The following is a 21,951-nucleotide window of genomic DNA, read 5'->3' on the forward strand; positions in this document are numbered from 1 at the left end:
AAATAGACTAGGAGATGCTCTATGACATTAGCCAACGAGATCCCAACAAATGAAACCGTTGAGCTCAGTGATGTTGAAAAAGCCCAAATTGATACCTTGTTACTTAAAACTCCCTATGCCTCTGGGGCGAGTATTGATGCCTTAAAAATAATACAAAACCATCGCGGCTGGGTTAGCGATGCCAGCCTGTTAGCTTTAGCGCTTTATTTAAATTTACCCTTAGCCGATCTAGATTCCGTAGCCACTTTTTATAACCTTATTTTTCGCCAGCCGGTCGGAAAAGTTGTCTTGCATCCCTGTGATGGCATTAGTTGCGATCTTATGGGTGGCCAAAAAATCAGACAGTGCCTAAACAAACAGCTAAAAATATCCAATGGCCAAACCACAGATGATAATCAATTTACCCTGATCCCGCTGCCCTGTTTAGGTGCATGTGATAAAGCGCCAGTAATGATAGCCAATGAAACACTTTTTGAGCTAATACAAGCAGAAAATTTGCCCTTGATTTTAAATAACTTAATCGAGGAAAAGTCTACATGAATACTGAGCAAAGTAGCGAGCAAAGTACTTATCCGAGCAAGCCTTTAACCCGTTTTATCACCGATAAGGCTAACTGCTGGCAGTTAAAAGAATATCAAGACTTAGGCGGTTATGATGGCTTTAAACGCGCTTTAACCGTATCGAGAGCCGCGGTACTAGATGAAATAAAGGCATCCAATCTCAGAGGCCGAGGCGGAGCGGGTTTTCCTACCGGATTAAAATGGAGTTTTGTGCCGCAAGGTGATGATGCCCCTCACCCAAAATACCTAATAGTTAATGCCGATGAAATGGAACCCGGCGCATTTAAAGACAGATTATTATTAGAAAAAACACCACATCAAATCATAGAAGGCTTACTTATCGGGGGTTATACCTTAGATGCCGACATAGGCTATATTTTTATTCGAGGTGATTATTATAGCGCTATCCAACATATCGAAATAGCACTGCAAGAATGCTACGACAATAACCTCTTAGGTAAAGATATTCTTGGCAGTGGTTTTAATTTTGAAATACATATCCATACCAGTGCTGGACGCTATATTTGCGGCGAAGAAACCGCTTTAATCAATGCCCTTGAAGGCAAACGTGCCATCCCCAGAGCAAAACCGCCCTTTCCACAAGTGGCCGGTTTATGGGGTAAACCTACCATAGTAAATAATGTCGAAACTTTTTGTAATTTACCTCATATTTTAAATTTTGGAGCCGATTGGTTTAAATCTTTGGGACGGTTTAAAGATGCTGGAACAAAAATATTTGGTGTTAGTGGCAGGGTTAAAAACCCTGGCTTATGGGAGTTACCTATGGGTACACCCATTGGTGAAATTATTGAGCATTACGCCGGCGGAATGTCCGATGGTTATAAGTTAAAAGGCTATCTACCAGGAGGTGGTTCAACGGATTTTTTATTAGCGAAGCACTTCGATACCCCGATGGATTATGACGAAATAGGCAAACAAAGAAGCCGTATGGGCACAGGCACCATTATTGTCTTAGATGATAAGTACTGTCCTGTGGCTATGGTATTAAATTTAGTTAAATTTTTCGCTCAAGAATCCTGTGGTTGGTGCACGCCATGCAGGGATGGTTTACCTTGGGCTGCGGTATTACTTGAGAAAATTGAACAAGGTAAAGGTGAGTTAGCTGACATTAAGCAGCTGGAAGATTTATGTAAATTTGCCGCCCCCGGCAATACTTTTTGTGCCCTTGCCCCTGGTGCGGTTGAACCATTGCAAAGTGCCCTCAATTATTTTAGAGATGATTTTGAAAAACATATAACACAAAAGTCATGTCCTTATTGCGAACCAATCCATTCGGAGACAACTCATGACTAACATGGTCACTATCTATATCGATAACTTAGCTCATCAAGTAGCTGATGATATTAACTTGCTGCAAGCTTGTTTGAGTTTAAAGTTAGATATCCCCTATTTTTGTTGGCACCCTGCGATGGGCTCGGTCGGTGCTTGTCGACAATGTGCGGTTATGCAATATCAAAATGAAGCAGATACCCGAGGCCGATTAGTGATGTCTTGTATGACGCCTGTATCTGAGGGCATGCGCATATCATTTAACCATGAAAAAGCCGAAACTTTTCGTGCCACCAATATAGAAGCCATGATGACCAATCATCCTCATGATTGTCCGGTCTGTGAAGAGGGTGGCGACTGTCACTTACAAGATATGACGTTGCTCACTGGCCATATAACACGCCGTTATCCTGGCACAAAACGTACTCATAATAATCAATACCTAGGGCCTTTTTTAAACCATGAAATGAATCGCTGCATAGGATGTTATCGCTGCGTACGATTTTACCGTGATTATTGTGGCGGTAATGATTTAAATGTTTTCTCTTCAAAAAACAACATTTTTTTTGGGCGTGCTGAACCGGGGAATTTAGAAAATGAATTTAGTGGTAATTTGGCTGAAGTATGCCCAACAGGGGTATTTACCGATAAGCCGTTTAGCCAACACTACATTCGCAAATGGGACCTTCAATCAGCACCGTCAATTTGTACTCATTGTAGTGTCGGCTGTAATACTTATGTCACTGAACGTGGCGGTATCATCCGCAAGATCAACAATCGATATAATGCAGCAATAAATGGTCATTTTTTATGTGACCGTGGCAGATTTGCTTATCAACATGTCAATCATGACAATAAATTAACCCAGGTATGGTCTCGTACTCAGCAAAACTCTCAACAAGAGAATCAACAAAAGAATCAAAGCCAAATAACTCATGTTTTGGATAATGAGCAAGCTCATAGTCAATTATCACAATGGCTCAATGAAACTGATGCACAAGTATTAGGCATTGGCTCTGCCCGCTCCTCCCTTGAAAATAATGCCGCATTACATAAGTTAGTTGGTGGCAATAATTTTTATGCCGGCATAGCCAATAATGAATTAAAGCAACTGCAGTTATTAATTAAAACCTATCAAAGTAAGCAAGTGGCTTTAGTTTCTCTTAGCCAAATAGAACAAAGTGATGCGGTACTTTTAGTGGGTGAAGATGTAACACAAACTGCACCTAGATTAGCCTTATCGATAAGACAAATGACTAAAAATGCTGGCATTGCTAAAGCCGCTAAACTGGGGATAAAACCATGGCAAGATGAAGCCGTGAGAAATATAAGCCAAGAGAGTAAATCACCGCTTATTATTATCAATACTGATGAAACTAAATTAGCTGATGTGGCAAAATATAACCTAAACCTAGCCCCGAATAAACAGCTTGAGCTGCTTGTAGAGATTGAAGCTTATCTAACCTGTAAATATGCGCCAACACCTTCTGCTGAAACGTTTTCTGACCTCGCCATCGCTATCGCCGATGAATTACTTGCCGCAAATAACCCGGTACTGATCACTGGCACCCATAGTTTTGATATTGCCTTATTATCAGCATGCTTGAGGCTGAGTATTTTATTAAGAAAACATAAAAAAAACTCAGGTTTTTATTGTGCAACATCATCGATTAATGCCTTAGGACTGTCTTTATTAGCACAGCCTGAACATGATATTGACAATTTACTACGCTCGATAAAAGCTACCCCGCCGACCCTACTTATCATCATGGAAACGGATTTATACCGGTATTGCGCCAATGAAAAACTAAGTGAATATTTAGATAACATTAAACACATTGTTGTTATTGAACAAATAATGAACGATACCGTAAAAATGGCAGATTTAGTATTGCCAGCGGCCTCTTTTGCTGAACAACATAGCAGCTGGTTAAATAATGAGGGTAGATTACAACGCGCTTATGCCGTTATGCCAGCAAGTGATATGAGACAAACGCCAGTGCAATGGCTAGCACAACATAATGCACTTGATGATGGACAAAACCTTTATCGCTACATGCAAACTATCACGCCTCTTTTACAACCGATAATGCAACTTGTAACGACTGATAAAAGTGACTTTCCCGTCGCTCGCCAACCAATGCGTTCATCAGCTCGAACGGCTTTTTTTGCTAATATAGATGTTAAAGAATATGCGCCAAAACGTGATGAAAAATCCAATTTAACCTTTACTATGGAAGGCGTTGCTGGCTTTAGGCAACAAACACTCGATAATAGCCAGCATAAAATAACCACGCCAGTAACTGGTGTCTGGTCACCTAAATGGAATTCAAATCAAGCCCTGAGTAAAAGCTTAAGTAACACCTTAAATGACTCAAGCGTTCAAGATGAAGCGGACTCAAACTTAGGCTTAAAAATATTTGACCGTATCAATAGACAAGAGTTTACAGTGCCTGCTGCGCAAATATATTCACCAAGTCAGCCATTAAATAACCTAAGTATTTGTCCTCAACATCATATTTATAGCAATGACGAGCTTGCCGATTATTCGTCAAGCATTCAACAACTAAGACCTGAGCCGGTAATTTCACTTAATCAACAGCAAGCAAAACATTTATCCCTTAAATCAGGTGAAAATATCACTATCAGCTCTGATGATTATAATATCTCTTTGCCCTGTTTTATTAGCAAGACTCTAGCAGATCAAGTTGTTTTAGTACCCTTTACCGAGTTTCTTCGCTTAGGAACTAACATGCATGTTGCAACTAAGCACTCTGCTGGCAATGCTGATGGAGATGCCAATGAATAGCAGTTCCCCCCCATTAATCATATTAATTGCTTGGCTCTTCATGTTAGCTGCTTGGTCTACATTGCTAGAACGTAGAGTGCTGTCTTTCTGGCAAGTGACTAAACATATCCAGCTTTCGTTAAATAACCTTGATGGAGAATGTAATGACTAGCTGGTTAACACCCTTAATCATTTTAATCGTCTTGCTCTTCATGTTAGCTGCTTGGTCTACGCCGCTAGTGCATAGATTTATATCTTTATGGCAAGTGACTAAACATATCCAGCCTTCGTTAAATAACCTTGATGGAGAATGTAATGACTAGCTGGTTAACACCATTGATCATTTTAATCGTCTTGCTCTTCATGTTAGCTGCTTGGTCTACGCCGCTAGTGCATAGATTTATATCCTTATGGCAAGCGACTAAAAATATCCAGCCTTCGTTAAATAACCTTGATGGAGATGCAAAATGGATAGCTGGTTAACACCCTTAATCATATTAGTTGTACTGCTACTATTAGGAGCTTGGTCTATTTGGCTAGAACGCAGAGTGCTGGCTTTATGGCAAGACCGATTAGGACCAAATCGTGTTGGCCCCTTTGGTTTATTGCAAGTTGTTGCCGATATGATAAAGATTTTCACCAAAGAAGATTGGGTGCCACCCTTTGCTGATAAAGTGCTCTTTATCATCTCGCCTATGATAGTCATGATCATGACACTGTTAGGCTTTGCCATTATTCCCTTTGCGCCGAATATACAAATTGCCCAATTTGATCATGCCTTATTATTTTTATTAGCCATCAGTTCATTATCTGTTTACAGCATCATGCTAGCGGGATTTTCATCTAATAGTAAATATGCGCTGTTAGGGGCTATGCGCACCGCAGCTCAAATGATCAGCTATGAAGTATTTATGGGGTTAGCGTTAATGGGCGTGGTGATTTTAGCCGATGACTTTAGTTTATCAGCCATCGTTGCAGCACAAGCAGATGTTTGGTTTATTTGTTATCAGCCATTAGGCTTCGTGCTATTTTTCATTGCCGGTATAGCAGAAATTCATCGTGCGCCGTTTGATTTACCTGAAGCGGAAACAGAAATCGTCGCAGGTTTTCATACCGAGTATTCCAGTATGAAATTTGGCATGTTTTTCATCGGTGAATATTTAGGCGTGATATTAATTTCCAGCTTAATCACTACCTTGTATTTTGGTGGCTGGCAAGGCCCTTTCTTACCGCCTTTATTATGGTTTATCTTAAAAACTGGATTTTTCATACTGTTCTTTATTCTTTTACGAGCGGCAATACCAAGACCTAGATACGACCAATTAATGGTATTCGCTTGGTATATTCTATTACCTTTGTCTTTACTGAACCTATTAGTCACAGGTGCGGTTAAGTTAAGTCTTTTAGGCTAACAGGAGCATTTATTATGATGAGCCAAATTAGAACCTTATTAAAAGTACTCAAACATACTTTTACTAAAGCTGACACGGTGCAATATCCAGAGCAACAGCCCTATTTATCGCCCAGGTATAGAGGTCGTATCGTGTTAACGCGCGATCCCAATGGCGATGAGCGCTGTGTCGCCTGTAACTTGTGTTCAGTAGCCTGTCCTGTTGATTGTATTTTCGTTGAAAAAGATGAAACTCAAGGTGGCCGCTGGCAAGCAAAAACATTCAGAATCAATTTTTCACGGTGCATTATGTGTGGCTTTTGTGAAGAAGCCTGCCCAACACACGCCATACAACTTACGCCTGATTTTGAAATGGCTGAATATGATAGGCAAAACCTAGTATACGAAAAAGAACATTTATTGATTGACGGACCTGGAAAGTATCGTGATTACAATTTTTATCAGGTGTGTGGTAAAGCCATTGAAGGAAAAGCCAAAGGGCAAGCAAATAACGAAGCACCTCCGATAGATATTAAAAGTTTATTACCCTGAAATAAAAGGTTTACTTGTTATGTTAGATGATATGTTAAACACCATTTTCATTATTACTGCGGCCATCATTTTAATCAGTGCGCTGTTAACTATCACTGCGCATAACGTCGTACATGCCTTGTTATATTTAGTTGTCACTATGTTAGCCGTTTCTTTAATATTTTTTATTTTAGGCGCATCATTTGCCGCCGCTTTGCAAATTATTATCTATGCGGGTGCCATTATGGTGTTGTTCATCTTTGTCACCATGATGCTGCATCAAGGCGAAAAGTCTTTAGCGCAAGAGCGACATTTATTTAACTTTTCCACCTCAATAACCGCTTTATTTTTATCTAGCATGTTATTTTTTGAATTGATTTTCATGTTGTTTTTAACGCCTGCTGATAGCGCTAACAGGTTGGTAACGGCGCCATCATCCGCAATTATCACCGTGAAAGATATAGGGACACAATTGTATGGCCCGTATTCATTGCTCGTGGTGATCAGCGCTTTAATGCTGCTTAGTGCATTGATCACCGCCATTCATATCAGTAAAAGCCCAGTCACTAGTGAGATAAAAACAAAGGCAGATAATTTATGATCCCTATTTCTTGGGTTTTCTTGCTCAGTTTAAGTTTATTTGTTATTGGACTTTTTGGCGTTCTTGCTAGACGAAACCTGTTATTTATATTGATTTCTTTAGAGTTAATGTTAAATGCGGTCGTCATCTTGTTTATTGCGGCCAGTCGCTATCACTCAGCGTCGATGGCAAATAGTGATGGCCAAATAATGTATTTGTTAATACTGACCTTAGCGGCATCTGAGATTGCCGTTGGATTAAGTCTAGTGGTCCATATGTACCGTCAACATCATCACTTAGATATAGATAAACTCAATAAGTTAAGGGATTAATATGACGGATTATTCAAGTTTATTAGCGCTTGTGCCACTGCTGCCACTTTTTAGTGCCCTTATTTTATTATTTTCCAAGTTACCTAAATTATGGATTTCAATTTTCGCGGTAGGCTCTGTTGCCAGCGTTGCTTTAATCAGCTTATTTTTAAATGTTATATTTTGGCAACAAAGCGATTTTGTTCTTACCTCCAGTTTAGGCACTTGGATTAACCTTGCACAATTAAATATAAACTTTGGTTTATATTTAGATCCCTTATCTTTGGTGATGATCACCATTGTATCGGGCGTGGGTGCATTAATACATCTGTATTCAACTGGATTTATGTACCAAGATAGTGATTTTAAACGCTATTTCACTTATTTGAATTTATTTATTTCTGCCATGCTCTTTTTAGTACTCGCAGATAATCTTTTACTGCTGTATTTAGGTTGGGAAGGTGTTGGTTTATGTAGCTACTTACTCATTGGCTTTTGGTATCAAGATCGAAAAAACAACTTAGCGGCCAATAAAGCCTTTTTAATGACAAGAATTGGCGATACCGCCATGGCTATTGGCTTATTTTTATTGTTCACGCAATTGGGTACATTAGATATACAAGAAATTCAAATTAAAGCGCACGCTGTTTGGTCACTTACTAATGATAATAATAACAATACAATGGCAAGCTTATGTTGCTTATTATTATTAGGTGGCGCGGTGGGCAAATCAGCGCAGTTACCTTTACAAAACTGGTTACCCGATGCGATGGCAGGCCCCACGCCTGTGAGTGCCTTGATCCATGCCGCCACTATGGTTACCGCCGGAATTTATTTGATAGCACGCAATAGTCAATTATTTCAACTGGCTCCCGATGTGCTTTATCTCGTTGCCCTTATTGGTACTTTCACTTTATTGCTCGGTGCCAGTGCCGCTATGGTGCAAACTGATTTAAAACGCATCTTAGCTTATTCAACCATTAGTCAATTAGGCTATATGTTTTTAGCTTTAGGTGTTGGCGCGGGGGCCAGTGCCGTTTTTCACTTAATGACCCATGCGTTTTTTAAAGCCCTACTCTTTTTAGCCGCGGGCGCGCTTATTTATAGCCTACACCATGAACATAATATTTTTAAAATGGGCGGCTTGCTTAAAAAACTTCCTGTTGTAGCGGTGTCATTTGCCATTGGCTGTGCTGCATTGGCTTCATTACCCTTCACTGCCGGCTTTTTCAGTAAAGAATTAATCTTAGCGCAAGTAATTGCTTCCGGTCATAGCGGGTTATGGTGGGCGGCAATATTAGGTGCCTTTTTCACAGCATTTTACAGTGCCCGATTATTTTTTGTCGTATTTTTAGGTCCAACACAGTTATCGCCTAATGCAAAGCCAACAAAGTCGATGAGCCTAGCTTTGGTTATTTTATCGGTATTGTCATTATTTGGTGGCATACATCCTGAAGGCTTAAAAAACTTAATGCCGCAACTAGATACTGACGGCTTAAGCACTTTACAACATTGGTTGCCTATTCTTTTACCCTTTATTGCTATTTCATTGGCGTGGTGGCTGTTCAAAACAAAGCGCTTTGGCAAACCAGTACCTACTTTTATGCAAGGTGTTCATCAGTTAGTTAAAAGTGGCTGGGCCTTTGATCACCTTTATCAAACAATTTTTGTCTCGCCTTTTAAATATTTATGCCAAGTAAACAAAGGTGATTTTATTGATTTATTTTATCGTTTAATAGAAAAAACCAGTGGTAGATTACATATGGCTTTTAGCCAATTTCAAAATGGACAATTAAGACGTTATAACGCCAGCCTGGTCATATTTTGTATTTTAGCTTTTGCCTGGTTTATCCGTGGGGAGTTAATGCTATGACCTTATTTATACTTTTATTAATGCCTTTATTGGGCGGACTACTTGCTTGGTATAGCGAAAGGTTTGACGCTGGTTTACCCAAAAAAATTGCTTTGCTATCTTTACTTCTGTGCTGGTTACCTTTAATTCCTTTACTTAGTAGCATGCCGTTTGATGCCAGTTCATTACCGAGATCACAGTGGCTTATAGATGAATCTTATCCTTGGATACCATTCTTTAATATCAACGCCCATTTAGCACTAGATGGCCTAAGTTTATTATTAATTTTACTGACGCTGTTAATGGGCTTAGTCGCTCTGTCTTCAGCTTGGCATGAAATTACCAAGCGAACAGGGCTATTTTATTTAAACCTACTTTGGACCTTGGCCGGTGTCTTAGGGGTATTCTTAGCGATTGACCTGTTTCTGTTCTTTGTATTTTGGGAAGTCATGTTAGTACCTATGTACTTTTTGATCTCAATTTGGGGCTACGAACAGCGCCACTATGCGGCAGTTAAGTTTTTTATCTTCACTCAAGCGGGAGGACTATTAATGCTAATCAGCCTATGCGCATTAGTGGGTATTCACTACCAGCAAACCGGCATATTAACCTTTGACTATCTTATTTTAATACAAAACCCCATTAGCGGTGACTTAGCCTTTTGGGTCGCACTGGGCTTTACCATCGCATTCTTAGTAAAATTACCGGCATTACCTTTTCATTCTTGGTTAGCCGATGCCCATACTCAAGCCCCCACCGCCGCTAGCATCATACTCGCGGCGGTATTATTAAAAACCGGTGGTTATGGCATTATTCGATTTGTGCTGCCGTTATTTCCACAGGCATCGATACAACTAGCGCCCTTTATGATGTTGTTAGGCGTAATTGGCATCATCTATGGCGCTATGATGGCTTTTGTGCAAACTGACTTAAAACGTTTAGTGGCCTATTCAAGTGTCAGTCATATGGGTTTTGTTTTATTAGGCTGTTTTGCTTTTAATATTTATGCCCTGCAAGGGGCTGTTATGCAAATGTTAGCCCACGGCATCAGTACCTCGGCACTATTTGTTTTGGTTGGCATGATACAACATAGATACCACACCAGAGATCTCAATGAGTTAGGCGGCTTATGGCTTAATTTACCTAAACTCAGTGCTTTTGGCTTGTTTTTTGGTATTGCTTCTTTAGGTATGCCTGGTTTAGGTAACTTTGTCGCTGAATTCTTGATATTAATTGGCAGTTTTGCACAATACCCTAAACTTACTATATTGGCGGCATCAGGTTTAATCTTAGCGGCGGTGTATTCATTATTATTAATTTATAAAACCTTTTTTGGCCAAACAAAGCGTCCGCACGACAGTAAAATAGCAGACACCAATACCAAAGAGTGGTGCACCCTTATCTCTATGTGTTTTATTCTCATTTATTTAGGCTTACACCCGCAACCATTTTTTGATTTGGTGCCGATTACCTTGATGAAACTGAGCTTTATAGCCGATGATATTGGAGCTTTATTATGAATGTAAATTATTACCCTGCATTCATTTTAATGTGTGGTGCCTTGATGATATTAATTCAGCTGTGCTTTAAAAGAAGCCATATCACCAGCTATTTAATTTCAGGACTCAGCTTATTTCTTGCCTTATTAACGCAGTTTTATTTACAAAACCATGCTGATACTAGCGATGTTTTATTTGTTTTGAATGCCCAAACAAGCTTTGTCTCGCTGTTATTATTAATGGTGGTCGGCTTAATTTGGGCGCAACTTTATCATTGGCTTAAAACCATAAACGAGCAAAAAGAGGAATATTATTTACTGTTTTTATTAACCACCATCGGTGGTTTGATCATGGTTTCGAGTCATCATTTTGCCAGTTTTTTTCTCGGCTTAGAATTAATGAGCCTGTCGTTTATTGGCTTAATTGCTTATTGTGGCCCTGATCAAAAAGCACAAGAAGCAGGCATTAAATATTTAATTTTATCAGCCCTCGCATCCGCCTTTATTTTAATGGGCGCGGCTATTTTATATCTTCAATTTGGCTCTTTATCTTTTTCAAACTTGCTGCCAAATACTTCGAGCCAAATTTTACCTCCGTGGGCTATTATAACGGCGATCATTTTTATTTTTACCGGGCTATTTTTTAAACTTTCATTAGTGCCCTGTCATTTATGGGTTGCTGACTTATTTGAAGGTGCACCGCTGGTGACTGCGGCTATGTTAGCAACTTTATCAAAGTTAGCGGCGTTCATTATATTATGGCGCTTAGTCACTTTAGGACATTGGCAACAATATCCACTCATTATAGATATTTTATCTATGGTAGCGATTGCCTCTATGTTTATCGGTAACTTCTTAGGCTTATTACAAAAAAACCTATTACGTTTAATGGCTTACTCTTCTATCGCACACTTTGGTTATTTATTAATAGTTTTGTTATTAATCAATAACAATGCCATTGAATTTTCCAGCCAAAGCTTTAATACCCAAACCCTATTTTTTTATTTAGTGGCCTATTTATTTACCCTAGTCGGTGTTTTTTCTATCTTTATGCAATTGCCAAAAATAAAAACACTCGATGATTTAGCCGGTTTATTCTGGCACCACCCAGTTATCGCCATCACGTTAATGCTGTTAATGCTTTCATTAGCGGGTATCCCCTTAACCTTAGGTTTTATGGCGAAATTCTATTTGATCATGGCCGCCGTCAGTCAACAATTATGGCTGGTATTATCTGCGTTAGTGCTCAGCAGTATTATTGGTTTATTCTATTATTTAAGAGTGATTATGGCGATGTTAAAAACACCCGCAGATGAATTGATATTTAAGGATATTAATTCATCTGGCAGTAGCCTATCACTTAATATACTTATATTATTTTTAGTGATAGGTTTCGGTGTATTCCCCTCTTCATTAAGCCAATTTATTCAACAAATATCAGGTTAAAATGAATTAAAATCACAGCTGTAAGCGCGACTTTGCAAACGCTCACATGTTTGTTACCAGGAAATATCAGGATAACGTGCCAATGCAATGCGAGATGGTTTATCATGGTAAAATATTGAAAAGTAATTGTTCCAAAATGCGTAAAACAACTAACAACAATACTAAACACTTTGATTAAAAGAACTAAAAAGATAAGAGTTAACATTAATGAACAACACCGAACAGCCCTCAATTTTTTGGCACGATTATGAAACCTGGGGTATATCACCAAAGTTTGATAAGCCTTCTCAATTTGCCGGCATTCGTACCGATCTCGATTTAAACATTATTGGCAAGCCAGAAATGTTTTATTGTCAACCGCCGGTTGATTATCTGCCGCACCCTGAAGCATGTTTAGTAACCGGTATAACGCCGCAAAAAGCACAACGTGAAGGGTTAACCGAAGCGGAATTTGCTGCGCGCATACATGAATTATTTTCAGCGCCTAATACTTGTGTCGCCGGCTATAACAATATTCGCTTTGACGATGAAGTTACTCGCTATTTATTTTACCGTAACTTTTACGACCCTTATGCGCGTGAATGGCAAAATGGTAATAGCCGCTGGGATATTATCGATATGGTGCGGGCCACTTATGCCCTACGCCCTGAAGGTATTAACTGGCCAACCGTTGATCGCGACGGCGAAGAAGTTGTTAGTTTCCGCTTAGAGTTATTAACCAAAGCCAATGGAATTAGTCATGAGTCTGCCCATGACGCCATGAGTGATGTTTACGCCACTATTGCCATGGCAAAGTTGATCAAAGAAAAACAGCCGAAACTCTATGAGTTTATTTTTAACTTAAAAAATAAAAACCACGTTAAAGATTTGATTAATACTGCAGACATGACCCCCATTGTGCATACCTCAAGTAAAATATCCTCGGCACACGGTTGTACCAGTTGGTTTGCGCCGATAATTTATCATCCCGTTAATAAAAATGCGGTAATTTGTGTCGATTTGGCCCAAGATATTTCACCATTATTGACACTTAGCAGTGAAGAAATAAAAGCGCGTTTATATACCCGTCATGATGAGTTAGCGCCGGACGAAAAGCCTATTCCGGTCAAGCTTATTCATGTAAATAAATGCCCGGTTATTGCGCCAGCAAAAACATTATTACCTGAAAACGCCAAGCGTTTGGCCATACCAAGGGATTTTTGTTTAGAGAATTTAGCGTTATTGAAAAAGCATGCTGATCTAAGAGATAAACTCAGTGATGTTTTTGCCACCTCTGATTTTGATAATACTGACGTAGATGCCGAGCAAGCGTTATACGGTGGTAGTTTCTTTAGCCATAGCGATAAAGCGCAAATGGATATTTTACGTGATTTACCGCCAGAGCAATTAGGCAGTCATCCTTTTAAATTTCAAGACCAGCGTCTTGCAGTCATGCTTTTTCGATATCGAGCACGAAACTACCCACACACCTTAACGAGTGAAGAACAACAAAAGTGGCAGCAGTATTGTAGTAACAAATTACAAGATGGTGAAAAAGGGTTATTGAGCATTGAAGAGTATATGCAAAAAGTTGAAAATTTAGCTCATCAATATGAAAATAATGATGAAAAGATGAAGGTATTAAAAGCACTATATCTTTATGTTCAACCTTGATTAATTTAACTACCTTAGCTCTTAAAATAAAAGGCTAACGTCAAATCAATTAACTTGCTAGACTTACTTTTTAAATTAAAGGAATAACGTCAATGAAATTACCAGCGCTACTAATATCAAGCCTTTTTATCGTTCAGGCTATGCCTGCACACGCTAATGACTTTACTAAATCATTAACCAGCCAATTACAAAAAAGTGATACTAAAAAAGTAGAATCAAATGCATTAGTTAGTTATGCAGCTAATCAATTAGGCATGTCTGAAGATACCGTTACCTCGGGTTTAGGCTCTCTTTTTAAAGTGGCTAAAGATAACTTGAGTAAAGATAATTTTGCGATGATCACTAAGGCTATTCCAAGCATTAATACTTATATAAACCAAGCGCCAAAATCTTCTAGCTCTTCTTTTACCTCATTATTAAGCAAAAGTAGTGATACCGGTAAAGCAGCTGTAGGCATGGATTATTTAAATTCTTCTTTTAAAAAATTAGGCATTTCTCCAGATAAACTTCCGGCCATGCTTAACTCAGTTACTGGCTATTTAGATAAATATGGTTACGGTGAAGCATCCGGCTTACTTAAAAAAGGTTTGAGCTTTCTATAAATAATATAGTGCTAACTTGCGATGAATAATAAAAACCAAAGTCGTTCGATCTCTTTGGTTTTTAGCTTTTTATCCTTCGAACCTTTAATATAAATCAGTTTGTTAGTTTTTAAAACGTGATATCAAGCTTGAGGTATCCCAGCGGTTACCACCTTTTTCTTGAATTTCTTGATAAAAACCGTCCACCATTTTGGTCATAGGTAGGTCTACTTGTTTTTTCTTTGCTTCTTCAAAAGCAATAGCTAAGTCCTTACGCATCCAGTCAACGGCAAAGCCAAAGTCATACTCACCGGCAAACATAGTTTTATAGCGATTTTCCATTTGCCAAGAACCCGCAGCACCTTTGGCTATGGTTTCTACTAATGCTTCTGGATCTAAACCAACTTTTTCAGCAAAATTAAAGCCTTCCGCTAATCCTTGTACTATGCCGGCAATACAAATTTGATTGACCATTTTAGCTAATTGGCCACTGCCTACTGGCCCCATTAATTTACTAAATTTTGCATAGGCCGCAATTACCGAGGAAATTTTTTCAAATTCCGCTTCATTACCCCCTAACATTACTGTTAATTGACCATTTTCAGCGCCCGCTTGGCCACCTGATACTGGCGCATCTAAAAAATATTTTCCTTGGCTATTAGCATTTTCTGCTAATTCACGAGCGACTTCTGCGGATGCCGTGGTATGGTCAACAAAAATAGCACCTGGAGGCAAACCGGCTAATATACCATGTTCACCTAAAGATACTTGGCGGACATCATCATCATTACCGACACAACAAAAGACAATCTCACAATTTTGTGCAGCTTTAGCGGGTGTTTCAGCATAACGTCCACCATATTCAGCTTGCCATTGCTCAGCTTTTGCTAAAGTACGGTTATAAACACAAACGTCAAATCCTGCTTTTTGTAAATGCCCGGCCATTGGGTAGCCCATGACACCTAGACCAATAAACGCTACTTTCATATGCCAACCTTTTCTCATTAATTTGTTAATTCATTCAATAGCGTCAGTTTACGATAGTTTACTATTTTGCTCTAGCAACTTTGCAAACCAGCAGTTTTTCATCTAGAATAACAAATGAGTTGTACACAATCAAATAGCGCAAAATTTAAATTGGCACTATAATATCGACCGCTTGCTTAGTAAAACCAGCTTGCTATTTTATCTTTAGGAGATAACCAATATGAGTAATATTTATCAATTTTCAGTTGAGAACAATAAACAAGAAAAGACTGATTTAACTCAGTTTACCGATAAAGTATTACTTATCGTTAATACTGCCAGTCAATGTGGTTTTACCCCACAATATCAGGGTTTACAAACACTGCATGATACTTTTAAAGCAAAGGGTTTTGAAGTTTTGGCCTTTCCTTGTAACCAATTTAAGCAACAAGAAAGTGGTAGCAATGAAGAAATTCAGCAGTTTTGTGATTTACACTTCAACATTAAATTTCCTTTATTTAATAAAATAGAGGTCAACGGTAATAACGCTCACCCACTGTTTAACTATTTAAAACAACAAGCGCCTGGCATCCTCGGCTCTACATCAATAAAATGGAACTTTACTAAATTTTTAGTTAATCGCCAAGGTGAAGTCGTACAACGTTATGCACCAACAACTAAACCTGAAGCAATAACCGCTGATATTGAAAAGTTATTGTCAGTGCCGCTGAAAACCAATTGAGAATAAGTAATTGAGAATGAGTAATAATTTACAGCTAGAAAAGCAATTGTGTTTTCGCCTGTATAGTTTGAATAAATTAATGTGCCGCCTTTATGCTCCGCTATTAAAAGAGTTAGCGTTAACCTATCCGCAATATTTAGTCATGATGGTGTTATGGCAATATCAAGAGGGGATTTCGGTTAAAGACTTAGGTGGTCAGCTTGATTTAGATTCAGGCACCCTTTCGCCGTTATTAAAACGTATGGAAAAGCAAGCGCTTATCAAGCGAGAACGTCAGACAAAAGATGAACGAGTAGTGCTTATCAAGCTCACTCAAGCAGGCATTAACTTGCAACAAAGCGCCGAACATATTCCCGCTAAAATGTTTGCTGTGACAGGCTTGTCTGCCGAAAATCTGCAAGCATTAAACCTGACACTTGATCAGCTTATTGAGAATATAGGTAATTAAACGCTGAACATTTAAGTAATTAGGCGGGTTGCGCTATGTATAGCCCAAGGCTGTTAACATAAGCTTGGGCTAATATAAGGTGTTATTAATTTATAGTTTAGGAAAATAAGCTGTTATGCAATTTCTCAACCACAGAGTTAGCATCAGCTTCAGCAACTAAAAAGCATATATTATTGGCACTAGCGCCATGGCAAATCAAACGAATATTGATATCATTTATCGTTTGAAAAATGCTTTGGCCTATCCCTTTCGCAGACGTTAAACCATTACCAATAACCGCAACAAGTGATAAACCATGCTCGACAGTCACTTCACAAAGCTGTTCTAATTCAGTAACAACTGCATTGGTAATTAATGATTGTGTTGAGCCACTTGGGTTATCAAAGGTTAAAGCAACACTGATCTCACTGGTAGTGATTAAATCAACACTCAGATCATGTTTTGCTAACACAGTAAATACTTTCGCTAAAAAACCACTGGCATGTAACATAGCAGGACTTTTTACCGTCACTAAGGTTTGCTCACGTCGCAAAGCAATTGAGCGATAGGTAGGGTTTGAGTCGACTTTCTGCTTAATTTGGGTACCACCCTTTTCCGGCTCTTTACTTGAGCCGACAAAAACAGGGATATTACAACGCATTGCCGGAATAAGTGTCGCTGGATGTAATATTTTAGCGCCAAAAGTTGCCATTTCGGCCGCTTCACCAAAACTGATTTCTTTAATCGCTCGAGCTTGATCGGTAATACGTGGGTCGGTAGTAAAAATACCCTCTACATCGGTCCAAATAGACAAATTATCGCCATTTATCGCTTCAGCCAGTAATGCGGCTGAATAATCTGAGCCGCCTCGCCCTAGCGTAGTGGTATGGCCTTGACTATCTTGACCAATAAATCCTTGGGTCACAATAACTTTATCATGAAGTTTAGGGACTAATAATTGTGCACTTTGTGTTGCCAGCAGCTTGATATCAACTACAGCTTTACCATATAAGCTATTGGTTTTCATCACTTGTTGAACATTAAAATACTCAGCCGCTACGTTAATCGACTGGAGAACTTGGGTAAAAACACGTGAGCTTAATTGCTCGCCAAAGGCAAGGATCGCATCGGTAGTTTTACGACTAAATTGTAGTGATTGTGTTAAAGCCTGCTGGGTTAATGCATCAAGCAAGCTATTAATTTCTTGATTAAGCTCACTGGCAACGTCCTTGGCTAGGTGCTGGGTAATATTAACTTGAATGGTACGAATATTTTCCACAATGTTTTTTTGCTCATCAACAGCAACATTTTCCTGACTTAAGCGCACCAAATAGTTGGTTACGCCGGCACTGGCGGAAACAACCACTAAGCGATTACTGGTATCGTTTTTAATAATATTGGCGCAGCGCAGCATGGCTTGGAAATCAGCGACACTGGTGCCGCCAAACTTGGCTACGGTTAATGATGATATAGATTGTACTGGATTCACAAATTTCTCCCCTAAAAACACTAGCTAGTTACCGAGCTTTTGCGGAACTCTTTACTGAATTAATAATTGAGTAAACTAGCGATTGGAAGAGCATGACTGAGTAGTTAGCGCATGGGTATTCTGCCTTGTTAGCAGACCCAGCTCATAAACGGCAAAAGAGACGAAACTTTTTCAGCCAGAAGCTCTCCACCCTTTTATTTAATGTTAATGATGCCTAATAAACTAGGCTATATTTAACAAATACGTCAGGTGACAGCCATAAGGATTCAACCTTAGTGACCGAGTATTTAAGCCCACCATCAAATACTCTCGGCGATAACCTCCCTCAAAAACGGTCATAGGAAGTGTGGTTCCTCACGTTTTCTACCTAAGTTTCGCACCTCTTCTGGTGTATTGAAATATAGAGTATTAACCCTAAACCACAATAGGCTATATTAGACCCGATTTTGGCTATTATTGCAACAGTTTTTTGTTTATCCAATTGACATTTTTCAACAAGCACTTTAGCAAAATACTTGATATAGTAGCTTTATATCAATGTTGTCGGTAAGTTAGCAAAAATTATGGATTTATTTCTCCTTAAAAAGATCATCACTGTCTTAATCATGCCTATTAATATAGTGCTGTTATTACTTATTCTTGCCCTCTTTCTTCATGGGAGAAAGCCAAAAAAAAGCATAAAAAGCTTATCGGCGGCAATTTTCATCTTACTGATCAGCGCTTTTCCGCCCTTTTCTGATACTGTTATGACCGCGATTGAAAATGATTACCCAGCTTATGTTAACAGCAATGACAGTATCGATTATATTGTCGTGCTAGGTTGTCGCCATACTAACAATAGCAATTTACCGGTTACCAGCCAATTAGCAACGTGTTCATTACAGCGCATGGTTGAAGCCTTGCGACTATATCAATTACATCCTGAAGCAAGAATAATCACTTCAGGCTATGGTGGAAAAAACCTGATATCTAATGCTGAGATCGTCAAGCAATCATTGGTACTTTTAGGTGTGCCGGCACAAAAAATCATTACGGAGAACTTCCCCAAAGATACTGAAGAAGAAGCTGAGCTGATTGCGCCTAGGGTGCAAGGTACAAAAATAATACTGGTGACCAATGCCGACCATATGCCTAGAGCGATGAATTACTTTCAGGCACAAGGTATTTACCCTATTGCGGCACCCACAGGTTACTGGGTTAAAAATCCAGACAGTAGCAAAAACTGGGCACATTATGTACCCGACAGTAAAAAATTACAGCAGAGCACTATTGCCTGGTATGAAAGTTTAGGATTATTAGTGCAGTGGTTTAAGTCGCTGTTTAATTAGCAAACTACATTAAAAAACGACCACTAGCTTTTTGTTAGTTACTAAACCGGGTTATCAATATCAACAAAGAGCACTTCAAGACCGTGCTCTTTCGCCAAATGCTCGCCTAAAGCCTTTATGCCGTAACGCTCAGTAGCATGGTGACCGGCCGCAAAACAATGAATATCCATCTCATGAGCAATAATAGGACTAGTACGGCTGGTTTGCTCAGACACTTCCCCCTCGTTAGATAGTTGCTTCTATTGAATTGAGTTGAGTTAAGCTAAGTTGAGTTGAGCCCAGCTTAAACCTTAAACGGGATTATCAATATCAACAAAGAGCACTTCAAGACCGTGCTCTTTCACCAAATGCTCACCTAAAGCCTTTATGCCGTAACGCTCAGTAGCATGGTGACCGGCCGTAAAAAAGTGAATATCCATCTCATGAGCAATAATATGACTAGTACGGCTGGTTTGCTCAGACATTTCCCCCCGTTAGATAGTTGCTTCTATTGAATTGAGTTGAGTTAAGCTAAGTTGAGTTGAGCCCAGCTTAAACCTTAAACGGGATTATCAATATCAACAAAGAGCACTTCAAGACCGTGCTCTTTCGCCAAATGCTCACCTAAAGCCTTTATGCCGTAACGCTCAGTGGCATGGTGACCGGCCGCAAAAAAATGAATATCCATCTCATGAGCAATTATATGACTAGTACGGCTGGTTTGCTCAGACATTTCCCCCCGTTAGATAGTTGCTTCTATTGAATTGAGCCCAGCTAAGTTGAGTTGAGCCCAGCTTAAACCTTAAACCTTAAACCTTAAACAGGATTATCAATATCAATAAAGAGCACCTCAAGCCCATGCTCCTTGGCCAAATGCTCGCCTAACGCCTTTATGCCGTAACGCTCAGTAGCATGGTGACCCGCCGCAAAAAAATGGATATCCATCTCATGTGCAATATGGGTGGTTTGTTCAGAAACCTCTCCCGTTAAAAAGGCATCAATACCTTGCTCAGCAGCAAGTTCGATATAACCTTGCCCGCCGCCAGAACACCAAGCAATGGTTTTTATCGGCTTATTACTCGGTGGGGCTATATGCAAACATTCACGCTCAAGGGTTGTGTTTATTAGCGTGGCAAAGTCTTCGCCACGCCACTCTTGTTTAAAGCAGCCCTGCATAGCCACACTTAATGGGTTGCCCAGCTCAAGTGGCGCGACATTTTCAATGTTAAATAACTTAGCAAGCTGGGCATTGTTACCCAAGGTAGGATGAATATCTAGCGGTAGGTGGTAAGCAAATAAGTTGATGTCATTGACCAATAACGATTTGATGCGATCATGCTTCATGCCGCGAATAACATAGGACTCATTTTTCCAAAAATAGCCATGGTGAACCAGAATGGCATCGGCTTGTTCACTGATTGCACGTTCAATAAGGGCTTTAGAGGCGGTAACCCCAGTGATCACTTTATTGATGTCTTTACACCCTTGAATTTGTAAACCATTAGGGGTGAAGTCTTTTATTTGCTCTGGCTTTAATAAAGCAGTTAAATAATCTTCTAAATCTTTACTTTGCATAAGTCAGGTACTTTTTAAGTATGGGCAATAATGAATAGCTAATCGTTCATTTCAAAAGATAAATAGCTATCTACTCTTAGGGATTTTTTTGTTATTTTCGACTGACTCTCTATGTGTATTCATAGTAGTCACTTTTACTGGATTAAACTCAGGCCGTATTTGCCATTTAGGTTTAATGGGTGTTAGCGGTAACACGCGTTTTTTCGCTACAATCACATAAACAGAGCCCAAGGCAGGTAAATAGTTTTTAGCAAAATTATGCCAACTGCTATTTAAGGTGTCAGTGCTCAACTTCCCTGTTAATCCGGAATGTAAACAGCGTTGGTCGGCTAAAATTTCAAAGCCCATTAAGTGCAGCCAATCTTTGACTCGCATCGGTGAGAAAAAATGTTCATTCCATGGTGTTTTACTGCGCCGATAGGGTAATAGCCGATTTAAACCGACCAGGCTTAACGGATTAAAGCCCGTTAACACTAAATAGCCATTAGGGATCAACACTCTATTAGCTTCACGTATGACATGATGAGGATCAAGAGAAAACTCTAAGGCATGACTCAACAAACAAACATCGACACTATGCTCTTGCAAGGGTAAATCATCAATATCTCCGAGCACATCCGCTAAATTACTTTTACCGCTGATGCTGACTTGATGGTTTATGGTGCAATTGCTTATCTCTATTTCACTACTTAAGGCACCCAGTTTAACCAAATGATAACCGAAGAATTTTTGCCACCAAGGAGCAAGCTCTTGCTCAATGGCTTTTTTAATGACCTCACCATTAGGTAAAGCCTGCCACGAGCTTGGATAATACGGTTGTCGAAAAGCTAACGCTGGTTTCATAGAGTCTTCTTTAGGCGTATAATGAGAAAAATTGTTGTGATGCCACAAATAGCGCCAATGTAAAAGCTTTATTTGCAAGTTAACACGGTAAACACTAAGTATATAACGAACGAAAGGTAAAA

The 21,951-nt window shown here is 39.3% G+C and carries 23 protein-coding genes, 2 pseudogenes and 1 riboswitch; of the genes and pseudogenes, 18 read left to right on the forward strand and 7 right to left on the reverse strand.

Annotated elements, in window-relative coordinates:
* The first annotated feature begins 21 nt into the window (after positions 1–21).
* The 15 genes from nuoE to ASU03_RS09225 all read left to right on the forward strand — a co-directional run bounded on the left by nuoE (position 22) and on the right by ASU03_RS09225 (position 14,501).
* Complete coding sequence (gene nuoE / locus ASU03_RS09170) at positions 22–540, forward strand: NADH-quinone oxidoreductase subunit NuoE (protein WP_057831549.1); 519 nt, start codon at positions 22–24, stop codon at positions 538–540.
* Positions 537–1,874, forward strand: coding sequence for an NADH-quinone oxidoreductase subunit NuoF (gene nuoF / locus ASU03_RS09175; RefSeq protein WP_057831550.1), 1,338 nt, complete (start codon positions 537–539; stop codon positions 1,872–1,874). The genes nuoE and nuoF overlap by 4 nt, the downstream gene beginning before the upstream one ends.
* Entirely contained in the window at positions 1,867–4,659 is a 2,793-nt protein-coding gene (nuoG, locus tag ASU03_RS09180; RefSeq protein ID WP_057831551.1) for an NADH-quinone oxidoreductase subunit NuoG, read from the forward strand. The genes nuoF and nuoG overlap by 8 nt, the downstream gene beginning before the upstream one ends.
* Positions 4,652–4,810, forward strand: a complete 159-nt coding sequence (locus ASU03_RS20705; protein WP_157465874.1) for a hypothetical protein — start codon at positions 4,652–4,654, stop codon at positions 4,808–4,810. Before nuoG ends, ASU03_RS20705 begins: the two co-directional genes overlap by 8 nt.
* The gene (locus ASU03_RS20710) at positions 4,803–4,961 is read left to right on the forward strand and encodes a hypothetical protein (protein ID WP_157465875.1); all 159 of its coding nucleotides are present in this window, start codon (positions 4,803–4,805) and stop codon (positions 4,959–4,961) included. Before ASU03_RS20705 ends, ASU03_RS20710 begins: the two co-directional genes overlap by 8 nt.
* Positions 4,954–5,121 carry a hypothetical protein gene (locus tag ASU03_RS20715; protein ID WP_157465876.1) on the forward strand — a complete coding sequence of 56 codons (168 nt, stop codon included), beginning with the start codon at positions 4,954–4,956 and terminating at the stop codon, positions 5,119–5,121. Before ASU03_RS20710 ends, ASU03_RS20715 begins: the two co-directional genes overlap by 8 nt.
* Complete coding sequence (gene nuoH, locus ASU03_RS09185; RefSeq protein ID WP_057831552.1) at positions 5,106–6,050, forward strand: NADH-quinone oxidoreductase subunit NuoH; 945 nt, start codon at positions 5,106–5,108, stop codon at positions 6,048–6,050. Before ASU03_RS20715 ends, nuoH begins: the two co-directional genes overlap by 16 nt.
* A 14-nt stretch (positions 6,051–6,064) precedes the next feature.
* Positions 6,065–6,580 (forward strand): NADH-quinone oxidoreductase subunit NuoI, encoded by a 516-nt coding sequence (gene nuoI / locus ASU03_RS09190; protein ID WP_057831553.1) that lies wholly within the window; start codon positions 6,065–6,067, stop codon positions 6,578–6,580.
* A 19-nt stretch (positions 6,581–6,599) separates the two neighbouring features.
* Positions 6,600–7,160 (forward strand): NADH-quinone oxidoreductase subunit J family protein, encoded by a 561-nt coding sequence (locus ASU03_RS09195; RefSeq protein ID WP_197411231.1) that lies wholly within the window; start codon positions 6,600–6,602, stop codon positions 7,158–7,160.
* A complete protein-coding gene (nuoK, locus tag ASU03_RS09200) occupies positions 7,157–7,471 on the forward strand; it encodes an NADH-quinone oxidoreductase subunit NuoK (protein WP_057831554.1) in 315 nt (104 codons plus the stop codon). Before ASU03_RS09195 ends, nuoK begins: the two co-directional genes overlap by 4 nt.
* 1 nt (position 7,472) lies before the next feature.
* Positions 7,473–9,323, forward strand: coding sequence for an NADH-quinone oxidoreductase subunit L (nuoL, locus tag ASU03_RS09205; protein ID WP_057831555.1), 1,851 nt, complete (start codon positions 7,473–7,475; stop codon positions 9,321–9,323).
* Positions 9,320–10,822 (forward strand): complex I subunit 4 family protein, encoded by a 1,503-nt coding sequence (locus ASU03_RS09210; protein ID WP_057831556.1) that lies wholly within the window; start codon positions 9,320–9,322, stop codon positions 10,820–10,822. Before nuoL ends, ASU03_RS09210 begins: the two co-directional genes overlap by 4 nt.
* Positions 10,819–12,246, forward strand: coding sequence for an NADH-quinone oxidoreductase subunit N (locus ASU03_RS09215; RefSeq protein ID WP_057831557.1), 1,428 nt, complete (start codon positions 10,819–10,821; stop codon positions 12,244–12,246). Before ASU03_RS09210 ends, ASU03_RS09215 begins: the two co-directional genes overlap by 4 nt.
* A 207-nt stretch (positions 12,247–12,453) precedes the next feature.
* Positions 12,454–13,899: an exodeoxyribonuclease I gene (gene sbcB / locus ASU03_RS09220; protein WP_057831558.1), complete on the forward strand. Its 1,446-nt coding sequence runs from the start codon at positions 12,454–12,456 to the stop codon at positions 13,897–13,899.
* A gap of 92 nt (positions 13,900–13,991) precedes the next feature.
* Entirely contained in the window at positions 13,992–14,501 is a 510-nt protein-coding gene (locus ASU03_RS09225; protein ID WP_057831559.1) for a DUF2780 domain-containing protein, read from the forward strand.
* Positions 14,502–14,603: 102 nt separating this feature from the next.
* On the opposite strand, the gene ASU03_RS09230 is transcribed toward ASU03_RS09225, so the two are convergent.
* Positions 14,604–15,467: an NAD(P)-dependent oxidoreductase gene (locus ASU03_RS09230; RefSeq protein ID WP_057831560.1), complete on the reverse strand. Its 864-nt coding sequence runs from the start codon at positions 15,465–15,467 to the stop codon at positions 14,604–14,606.
* Positions 15,468–15,687: 220 nt separating this feature from the next.
* On the opposite strand from ASU03_RS09230, the gene ASU03_RS09235 reads away from it, so the two are divergent.
* Both ASU03_RS09235 and ASU03_RS09240 read left to right on the forward strand, forming a co-directional pair.
* Positions 15,688–16,188: a glutathione peroxidase gene (locus ASU03_RS09235; protein ID WP_057831561.1), complete on the forward strand. Its 501-nt coding sequence runs from the start codon at positions 15,688–15,690 to the stop codon at positions 16,186–16,188.
* Positions 16,189–16,204: 16 nt separating this feature from the next.
* A complete protein-coding gene (locus ASU03_RS09240; protein WP_057831562.1) occupies positions 16,205–16,636 on the forward strand; it encodes a MarR family winged helix-turn-helix transcriptional regulator in 432 nt (143 codons plus the stop codon).
* Between the two features lie 97 nt (positions 16,637–16,733).
* Here ASU03_RS09240 and lysC read toward each other — a convergent pair whose 3' ends face one another.
* Entirely contained in the window at positions 16,734–18,104 is a 1,371-nt protein-coding gene (lysC, locus tag ASU03_RS09245; RefSeq protein ID WP_197411232.1) for a lysine-sensitive aspartokinase 3, read from the reverse strand.
* A 171-nt stretch (positions 18,105–18,275) separates the two neighbouring features.
* Positions 18,276–18,497, reverse strand: a riboswitch (Lysine riboswitch).
* Between the two features lie 170 nt (positions 18,498–18,667).
* Between lysC and ASU03_RS09250 the strand changes: the two genes are divergently transcribed.
* Complete coding sequence (locus ASU03_RS09250) at positions 18,668–19,432, forward strand: ElyC/SanA/YdcF family protein (RefSeq protein WP_057831563.1); 765 nt, start codon at positions 18,668–18,670, stop codon at positions 19,430–19,432.
* Between the two features lie 41 nt (positions 19,433–19,473).
* On the opposite strand, the pseudogene ASU03_RS19870 reads toward ASU03_RS09250, so the two are convergent.
* The 5 genes and pseudogenes from ASU03_RS19870 to ASU03_RS09260 form a co-directional block, all read right to left on the reverse strand.
* Positions 19,474–19,653, reverse strand: a pseudogene (locus tag ASU03_RS19870) (Nif3-like dinuclear metal center hexameric protein); the annotation flags it as partial.
* A gap of 69 nt (positions 19,654–19,722) precedes the next feature.
* Positions 19,723–19,896, reverse strand: a complete 174-nt coding sequence (locus tag ASU03_RS20720; RefSeq protein WP_442855134.1) for a Nif3-like dinuclear metal center hexameric protein — start codon at positions 19,894–19,896, stop codon at positions 19,723–19,725.
* Between the two features lie 74 nt (positions 19,897–19,970).
* A pseudogene (locus ASU03_RS19875) lies at positions 19,971–20,150 on the reverse strand (Nif3-like dinuclear metal center hexameric protein); the annotation flags it as partial.
* 77 nt (positions 20,151–20,227) lie between these two features.
* Positions 20,228–20,986: a Nif3-like dinuclear metal center hexameric protein gene (locus tag ASU03_RS09255; protein WP_057831564.1), complete on the reverse strand. Its 759-nt coding sequence runs from the start codon at positions 20,984–20,986 to the stop codon at positions 20,228–20,230.
* Positions 20,987–21,052: 66 nt separating this feature from the next.
* On the reverse strand, positions 21,053–21,829 hold the full coding sequence (locus tag ASU03_RS09260; RefSeq protein ID WP_057831565.1) for a class I SAM-dependent methyltransferase: 777 nt from the start codon (positions 21,827–21,829) through the stop codon (positions 21,053–21,055).
* Positions 21,830–21,951 lie beyond the last annotated feature (122 nt).

The sequence above is a fragment of the Colwellia sp. TT2012 genome (assembly GCF_001440345.1).
Taxonomy (GTDB): Bacteria; Pseudomonadota; Gammaproteobacteria; order Enterobacterales; family Alteromonadaceae; genus Colwellia.